General features: G+C 65.0%; 8 protein-coding genes. 2 read left to right on the top strand and 6 right to left on the bottom strand.

All coding sequences use genetic code 11. The annotated features are described in order from the left end of the window. Positions 1 to 739: energy-coupling factor ABC transporter ATP-binding protein (locus H928_RS27255; RefSeq protein ID WP_148293128.1), on the bottom strand; the 739-nt coding region annotated here is incomplete at its 3' end. Between the two features lie 684 nt (positions 740 to 1,423). Here H928_RS27255 and H928_RS32310 point away from each other — a divergent pair. Continuing rightward, complete coding sequence (locus tag H928_RS32310) at positions 1,424 to 1,594, top strand: hypothetical protein (protein WP_021026548.1); 171 nt, start codon at positions 1,424 to 1,426, stop codon at positions 1,592 to 1,594. Between the two features lie 251 nt (positions 1,595 to 1,845). Continuing rightward, on the top strand, positions 1,846 to 2,682 hold the full coding sequence (locus tag H928_RS0110965) for a MetQ/NlpA family ABC transporter substrate-binding protein (protein ID WP_027010817.1): 837 nt from the start codon (positions 1,846 to 1,848) through the stop codon (positions 2,680 to 2,682). A gap of 28 nt (positions 2,683 to 2,710) precedes the next feature. On the opposite strand, the gene H928_RS0110960 is transcribed toward H928_RS0110965, so the two are convergent. The 5 genes from H928_RS0110960 to H928_RS0110940 all read right to left on the bottom strand — a co-directional run bounded on the left by H928_RS0110960 (position 2,711) and on the right by H928_RS0110940 (position 6,889). Beyond that, positions 2,711 to 3,934: a leucine-rich repeat-containing protein kinase family protein gene (locus tag H928_RS0110960; protein ID WP_021026546.1), complete on the bottom strand. Its 1,224-nt coding sequence runs from the start codon at positions 3,932 to 3,934 to the stop codon at positions 2,711 to 2,713. A gap of 110 nt (positions 3,935 to 4,044) precedes the next feature. Further along, positions 4,045 to 4,425, bottom strand: coding sequence for a copper-binding protein (locus tag H928_RS0110955; protein WP_021026545.1), 381 nt, complete (start codon positions 4,423 to 4,425; stop codon positions 4,045 to 4,047). A gap of 37 nt (positions 4,426 to 4,462) precedes the next feature. After that, the gene (locus H928_RS0110950) at positions 4,463 to 4,954 is read right to left on the bottom strand and encodes a DUF411 domain-containing protein (protein ID WP_027010816.1); all 492 of its coding nucleotides are present in this window, start codon (positions 4,952 to 4,954) and stop codon (positions 4,463 to 4,465) included. Positions 4,955 to 4,980: 26 nt separating this feature from the next. After that, positions 4,981 to 5,487, bottom strand: a complete 507-nt coding sequence (locus H928_RS0110945; RefSeq protein WP_021026543.1) for a plastocyanin/azurin family copper-binding protein — start codon at positions 5,485 to 5,487, stop codon at positions 4,981 to 4,983. A 16-nt stretch (positions 5,488 to 5,503) separates the two neighbouring features. After that, positions 5,504 to 6,889, bottom strand: a complete 1,386-nt coding sequence (locus tag H928_RS0110940) for a multicopper oxidase family protein (RefSeq protein ID WP_021026542.1) — start codon at positions 6,887 to 6,889, stop codon at positions 5,504 to 5,506. Positions 6,890 to 6,943: the final 54 nt, after the last annotated feature.

Below are 6,943 nucleotides of genomic sequence, written 5' to 3'. Positions count from 1 at the left end.
CTGCCGTATCCAGTGGCTGGGCAATGCGCGCTTTTACATCGGCCTCATAGGCCGCGCAGACGGCAGCGCCGGGGCCGTCGCCGCGCAGCTGGCCCTGGTCCAGCCACAGCACGCGCTCAAACTGGCGCACATGGTCCAGCACATGGGTGGAGATGATGACCTGGGCGGGAGCGGCATCGAGCTCACGCGCCAGGCGTGCCTGGCCGGGCAGATCCAGGCTGGCAAAAGGCTCGTCCAGCAGCATCACCTGCGGGGCCGCCATCAGCATCGCCAAAAAGCAGACCTGCTGGCGCTGGCCTTGGCTCAGGCCACTGACGGCGCGCGGCGCCCAGTCGGCCAGGCCCCGCGCCGCCAAAAACTCCCGGGCCTGCACAATGGCGGCCTTGCGGGCCACGCCACGGTATTGCAGGCTCAGACCCAGCTCTTCCTCCACGGTGGGGAAGATGATCTGGTCATCGGGGTTCTGGAACATCAGGCCCACCACGCCCGGCAATTGCTCGCGCTGGCGCTGCACATCGCAGCCTGCCACCTGCACGCTGCCCTGGTGGGCATGCTCGAGCCCGCAGAGCAGCCTGAACAGGCTCGTCTTGCCTGCCCCGTTGTCGCCAATCAAGCCGATGCGCTGCTGCGTCAAGTGCAGGCTCAGACCCTGAAACACCGTATGCGCACCTCGGTTAAGGTGCACATCGCTCAGGCGGATGTCTGCAGTGGATAGGGGCTGGGCCGAAGGGAGGGTCATGTCAGCTGCTAAAGGCAACGACGCATGCGGTGCCGTCTGGTTTCAAAAAATACAAGTTGCATGTCGCGACCATGGCTCCAGCGGAGTGGCAGGTTTGGTACCCCATATCCGGTGGCGGTGATGGCTGGGCGACAAGCGGGCGAGCCAACCGCTCATGGCTGGCAAAGCCCATACAGACGCGGCTTGCGGCCAGCTTGCAGGGCTGGGGCGTATTGTCGCACCAAGCGCCGGCCAGGGGCAGGGCGGGGCCAAGGCTGAAGCCAGCGATAGCCACCTTGTTTTGGCCACTGCTTTGCGGGTAGTTGCCAGACGTTGACGTAAAGATGTCTGCAAGTTCGCTTAACACTGCGGCAACATGCAGGCTCTCACAGCCACCCCGCCTGCCGATAAGCCCCGAGCCACTATCAAAAAGGATAGCAATAAATGCGATGAATAAAGGGCTTGTGGATGATCGCCTTCAGGTGCGCAGATCGATTCCCAAAAAGTGCCAAGCTGGCTGTGGGGTTATCCGGCGGATTCCGGGGCAGTTTGTTCAACAAACAACGGTATAAGCACAGACGTTTTCTGACAGACAGCGGGAATGCCCCATGGTGCAATAGAGACATTCCACAGTTCCCATCCCGCGTTGGGGTGGCAGAGGCACAGGTTCAAGTAACACCAGTCTCCGTGGAAAGGAGGTTCACCATGTTTCAGCACCACCACAGCCATTGGTTTGACGCAGCCTCTTTTATCGCCCTGGTCCTCGCCGTCCTGGTGGCCTTTATCCTCACCATCTGGCCGGTCTCCAGCGCAGCCGCAGCCGACTCGCTGGCGCACATGATGCAGGGCGTGATCCAGGTCTGGTGCCGTCCCTGAGCTTGACCGTTCCGAGCTGCGGCTCGTGCAAGCCAAGCCGCTACACACACCACAAGCCGTCCTGTGGGCCATGGGGCGGCTTTTTGCTGTGCGCTTATAGATCCCAATGGCATGAGCTGATATCGATAATTTCTGAGCGAAGGGCCGCTGGCAGGTTCATACTTGCGGGTTTGCTGCGGCGCCGTCCACACAGGGCTTGGAAAGGCTCGGATCTGGTTGCTGCGTTTTCGGATTGCCTGGAGAGTTTTTTGATGTCCGCTCGTTTTTCCTTCGCTGCTGGGCGCCGTGCCGTGGTGGCTGGCGCTGCCCTGGCTTTGATTGCCGCTGTGTCCCTGCCTGCCATGGCCCAGGATGTGGCCAAGAAGAGCCTCAAGATTGGCGCCACTGCCGGCTCCAACTACGACCTGCTGCAAAAGGGCATCCTGCCGCAGCTGGAGAAAAAGGGCTACCAGATCAAGCTGATCGAGTTCAACGACTATGTGCAGCCCAACCTGGCGCTGTCCGACGGCTCGCTGGACGCGAACTTCTTCCAGCACCGCGCCTACTTTGACCAGTTCACGACCGACCGCAAGCTGGCGTTGACAGCCATCGTGCAAGGCCCGGTGGCACCGATGGGCGTCTACAGCAAAAAGCACAAGACCCTGGCCGATATCCAAAGCGGCGCCAAGGTGGCCTTGCCCAACGACCCGAGCAACCTGGCACGCGCCCTGCTGGTGCTGCAACAAGCAGGTCTCGTCAAGGTGAAGGAGGGTGTGAACCCGGCCCGTATCTCCGAGCTGGACCTGGCGGCCAACCCGCACAAGCTCAAGTTTGTGGCGCTCGAAGCTGCCCAGCTGCCACGCGTGCTCGAAGACGCCGATTACGTGGTCGTCAATGGCAACTTTGCCGTCTCCTCGGGCCTGAAGCTGAGCGAAGCCGTGGTGCTGGAGAACACGCCCGACCAGTACCTGAACGTGGTCGCCGTCAAGACCGGCAATGAGAAAAGCGCTTGGGCCCAGGACCTGGCTGCCGCCTACCGCTCGCCCGAGTTCAAGGCCGTGGTGGACAGCCAGTTTCCCGGCTACGCCAAGCCTGCTTTCCTGAAGTAAGGCGTTGCGCCGGGCAGGCCCGGCGTATTTACCGCGTGCGCGCCAGCACCTCGGCTTCCAGGTGCTGCAGTGCGCGCAGCTCCATCTCCTGCAGCTGCAGGCGCTGCGCCGCTGGCAATTCGCCCAGCATCGATGCTGCGCCCAAATCGCTCAGCACCGCGTCGCCAGTGTCCGGGTTCCACAAAATATTGTGGGCATACAAATCCCCATGCAGCATGCCCCGCCCATGCAGATGCGCGACAGCGCTGCGCACCTGCGCGAGCAGGCGCTGCGCGGCAGCAAGAGAGAAGCGGGCGCCGTCGGCATAGACATCGCGCGTGCAGCTCGCCAGGCTGGGCGGGCCGGCCAAGGGCTGCAGGCCGGCGGGCAGCAGTGGCAGGACCGTTGCCAACATGGAGGTGTCCATCCCAGCCTCCGCATCCGGCTGCAGCACCGCCAGCGGTGTCAGCAAATGCGGGTGCTCGCCAGCTGCCAGGCCTGCGGCCATTTCTGACTGGGGCGTGCCATCGCTCGTCTGCCCCGCCTTGAACACTTTCAGCGCCACATCGGCAGCACCATCCACAGGGCTTGCGCGGTAGATATGGCCGCTGGCGCCTTGCCCCAGCAGTTCATGCCGCTGCAGATCCTGGCTGCGCCAGCCGCGTGGAGCCTGGGCCTGCAGCACCTGCTGCTCGCTGTGCTGGGTCATTGGGTTGCCGGCCATCGCCAGCCAGGCCAGCGCCGGCATGGCCAGCACCTCGGGCGGCAGCGCGGTAAAGCGGTTGCTGGCCAGGCGCAGCAGCTCCAGCCGGGGGCTGCGGGCGAGGCCGCGCGGCAAAGCCTGCAACCGGTTGCAGGCCAGCATCAGCTTTTGCAGGCGCGGGCGCTCGCCCAGGGTATCGGGCAGCTCGGTGATCTGGTTGTCGGTCAGGATCAGCCAGCGCAGCTGCGCGGGCAGGCTATCGGCCGCCACGGTGCGGATCTGGCAGGCCTTGAAGCCCACCATCTCCAGCCGGGGCATGCGGCCCAGCACACGTGGCAGCTCGGTGAACGGGTTGTTCGATGCGAACAGCACCCGCAGCTGGCCAAAGCGGCTCAGGTCATTGGGCAGGCTGGCGAGCTGGTTGCCGCTGAGGTCGAGCACTTCGAGGGTGTCTGCGAGCGCAAAAAGTTCGCGTGGAAACTCGCGCAGCCCCGCCGACAGCTTGATCTGGCGGGCGCCGCGCAGCGCGCCGCTGTGCAACTGCGCTTGGAAGGCTTGGAGGCTTTGCATGGCTGCACAGTGTAGGTGCTGGCAGCGCAGGCCAGCCCCAGATCTGGCTGGATCTGGGGCGTCATAGGGGTCAGATAGGGCCAGACGGGGTCGGATAGTGCCAGCTGCGATCATTCGGCCCGCTCAATGCGGGTGATCGTCAGGCTGCCGCCTTCGTCCTGCACATGAAAGCGTACCTTGTCGCCCGGGTTGAACTGCGCCACCTGCGTGCTGTCCTTGAGGCCAAACACCATGGTCATGGCCGGCATGTCCAGGTTCTTGATGTCCTCATGGCGAATGGTCAGCTTGCTCGCGCGCTTGTCCACGCGGGTGATCTCGCCGGCAGTCATCACCGCGCCGGGCGTGGCGGCCGCTGCTGACGCGGTGGCTGGTGCGACTGCAGGTACTGCGCTGCCATGGCTGGCGTGGTCGGCATGGTTCTGGGCCAGCGCTGGGGTCAGCAGGCTGCAAGCCAGGGTGAAGGCGGCGAGGGTAGAAGTGGTGGTGTTCATTCAGTGCTCCAAATGTCTATAAAAAATAGGGGTGTGCTCAGTCGCGGTAGCTGCTGAAAACGCGGGTTGTCACCTCGCTGCCCGCTCCGGTTTTGCTGACCAGCAGCACATCAAACGGGTCTTTGCGGCTGCCGTAGGCGGGTCCGTCCATGCCGGGGCTGCCCACCGGCATGCCGGCCACGACAATGCCCAGGGCCTTGGGCTTTTGCTGCAGCAGCTTGCGTACATCGGCGGGCGGCACATGGCCCTCCACCAGGTAGCCGCCTACCAGGGCGGTGTGGCAGGAACCCAGGCGCTGGGGTAGCCCCAGCCTGGCGCGCACTGCCTGGTTGCCGCTGTCGTGCACGGTGGCGCTAAAACCGGCTTGTTCCATCCGCGCAATCCAGTCCTTGCAGCAGCCGCAGTTCGGGTCTTTCCAGACTTCCATGGGCGTGGCTGCCAGCGCGGGCTGGGCGGCGATAGCTGTCGCCAGGCCGGCGGCCATCATCTGCAGGGCCTGGCGGCGTGGGTAGCTGTGGGGGTTGGGCATCGCTGGTCCTTGGCTGTTGCGCATCATCATTCGGTGACCGTGAAGGTGCCGGTCATCCCGGCCTGGTAGTGGCCAGGGATCAGGCAGGCAAAGTCAAAATTGCCGGCGCGGTTGAAGTGCCAGACCAGGTCCTCGCTTTTTTGCGGCGCCACATGGGCCATGTAGGGCTCAGCATGCTCCATGCCGGGGTACTTGAGCATCATCTGCGCGTGTTGCGCAAGCGAGGCCTTGGTGCCCAGCACCACCTCGTGCATCACCTGGCCCTGGTTGACGACACGCAGGCGCAGGGTTTCGCCCTTTTTCACCGTGAAGTGCGCGGGCGAGAAGCGCATGTCATCGCCCATGTTCAGCGCGATGATGCGCGTGGCCTGCCGGGGATCGCCGCCGATGCCCCAGTCCTTTTGTTCCTTGGTGGCTGCCAGGGTGGCATGGGCGGTTGCTGGGGTGGCTGCATGGCTTTCGCTGCCATGGGCAAAGGCGCTGCTGGCGCTGGCCAGCAGCGCACAGGCCAGTATTTTTGGGATGGTGTTCATGGGATCACTCCGGGGTTCAATGGTTGGCATGGCCGCTGCCAGCGGCAGGCTTGTGGACGCTGGGCGCGCCGGGCGCCGTGCCGGGCAGGCTCTGGCGGGGCGCTTGCGCATCCAGCGGCGCGCCCTGCCACTCGTAGGCCACGGTGCCCTGGGGCTGGGCATACCAGCCGGGGTCGCGGTAGTCCTGCGCAGCCAGGCCCCGGCGCACCTTGAAGGTCGTGAACATGCCGCCCATCTCGATATTGCCGAAGGGGCCCTTGCCGGTCATCATCGGGAAGGTGTTGTCGGGCAGCGGCATCTGCATGGCGCCCATGTCGCCCATGCCGCGCTCGCCCATCAGCATGTAGTCGGGCACGATCTTCTGGATCTGGCCGACCAGGCCTTTGTGGTCCACGCCAATCATCGTTGGCACATCGTGGCCCATGGCGCCCATGGTGTGGTGGCTTTTGTGGCAGGGAAAGGCCCAGTCGCCCGGTTCGTCGGCGATCAGCTCGATCTGGCGCATCTGGCCCACGGCCACATCGGTGGTCACCTCGGGCCAGCGCGCGCTGCGCGGCACCGGGCCGCCGTCGGTGCCGGTCACCTCAAACTCATGGCCATGGATATGGATGGGGTGGTTGGTCATCGTGAGGTTGCCCACGCGGATGCGCACCCGCTCGCCCAGGCCTGCGACCAGCGGCGTGATCGCAGGGAAGGCCCGGCTGTTGAAGGTCCAGATGTTGAAGTCCGTCATCTCGGCCACGCGGGGAGTCATCGCGCCGGGCTCCACCGCGTAGGCGCTGAGCAGAAACGCGTAGTCGCGCGCCACCTCGGCGATCTGCGGGTGGCGGCCCTTGGGGTGGGTGATCCACAGGCCCATCATGCCCATGGCCATCTGCACCATCTCGTCCGAATGCGGGTGGTACATGAAGGTGCCAGGCCGGCGCGCCTCGAACTCGTAGACAAAGGTCTTGCCCGGCGGGATATGGGGCTGGTTGAGGCCTCCCACGCCATCCATGCCATTGGGCAGGCGCTGGCCATGCCAGTGCACCGTGGTGGCTTCGGGCAGGCGGTTGGTGACAAAGATGCGTACCCGGTCGCCTTCGACCACCTCGATCGTGGGGCCGGGCGACTGGCCGTTGTAGCCCCACATGTTGACAAAAAAGCCCGGCGCCACTTCGCGCACCACGGCCTCGGCCACCAGGTGGAACTCCTTGACACCCGCGTTCATGCGCCAGGGCAGGGTCCAGCCATTGAGGGTGACCACCGGCTGGTAGGGTCGGCCATTGGGTGGCGCCAAGGGCGCAGCGGTCTCGGCGCTGGTCTGGATGACGGGCTCAGGCAGGGCGGCCATGGCCACCGGGCTGACGGCGGCAGCGGCCACGGCCGAGGCGGCGCCGGAGAAGAATTGACGGCGTTGCATATCAGTGGCCCTGTGGTTGGGTTGCGGGGGCGGCAGGCGCTGCGCTGTTGCTGG

It is taken from the genome of Comamonas sp. B-9, from assembly GCF_000410635.1.
Taxonomy (GTDB): domain Bacteria; phylum Pseudomonadota; class Gammaproteobacteria; order Burkholderiales; family Burkholderiaceae_C; genus Comamonas.
Note: the sequence above shows the minus strand (reverse complement) of the source record. Positions and strands in the feature narration are given on the sequence as shown.

Coding starts and splice junctions, on each gene's coding strand:
- H928_RS32310 (WP_021026548.1), top strand. CDS start 1,424: ATGTTTCAGCACCACCACAGCCATTGGTTTGACGCAGCCTCTTTTATC.
- H928_RS0110965 (WP_027010817.1), top strand. CDS start 1,846: ATGTCCGCTCGTTTTTCCTTCGCTGCTGGGCGCCGTGCCGTGGTGGCT.
- H928_RS0110960 (WP_021026546.1), bottom strand. CDS start 3,934: ATGCAAAGCCTCCAAGCCTTCCAAGCGCAGTTGCACAGCGGCGCGCTG.
- H928_RS0110955 (WP_021026545.1), bottom strand. CDS start 4,425: ATGAACACCACCACTTCTACCCTCGCCGCCTTCACCCTGGCTTGCAGC.
- H928_RS0110950 (WP_027010816.1), bottom strand. CDS start 4,954: ATGCCCAACCCCCACAGCTACCCACGCCGCCAGGCCCTGCAGATGATG.
- H928_RS0110945 (WP_021026543.1), bottom strand. CDS start 5,487: ATGAACACCATCCCAAAAATACTGGCCTGTGCGCTGCTGGCCAGCGCC.
- H928_RS0110940 (WP_021026542.1), bottom strand. CDS start 6,889: ATGCAACGCCGTCAATTCTTCTCCGGCGCCGCCTCGGCCGTGGCCGCT.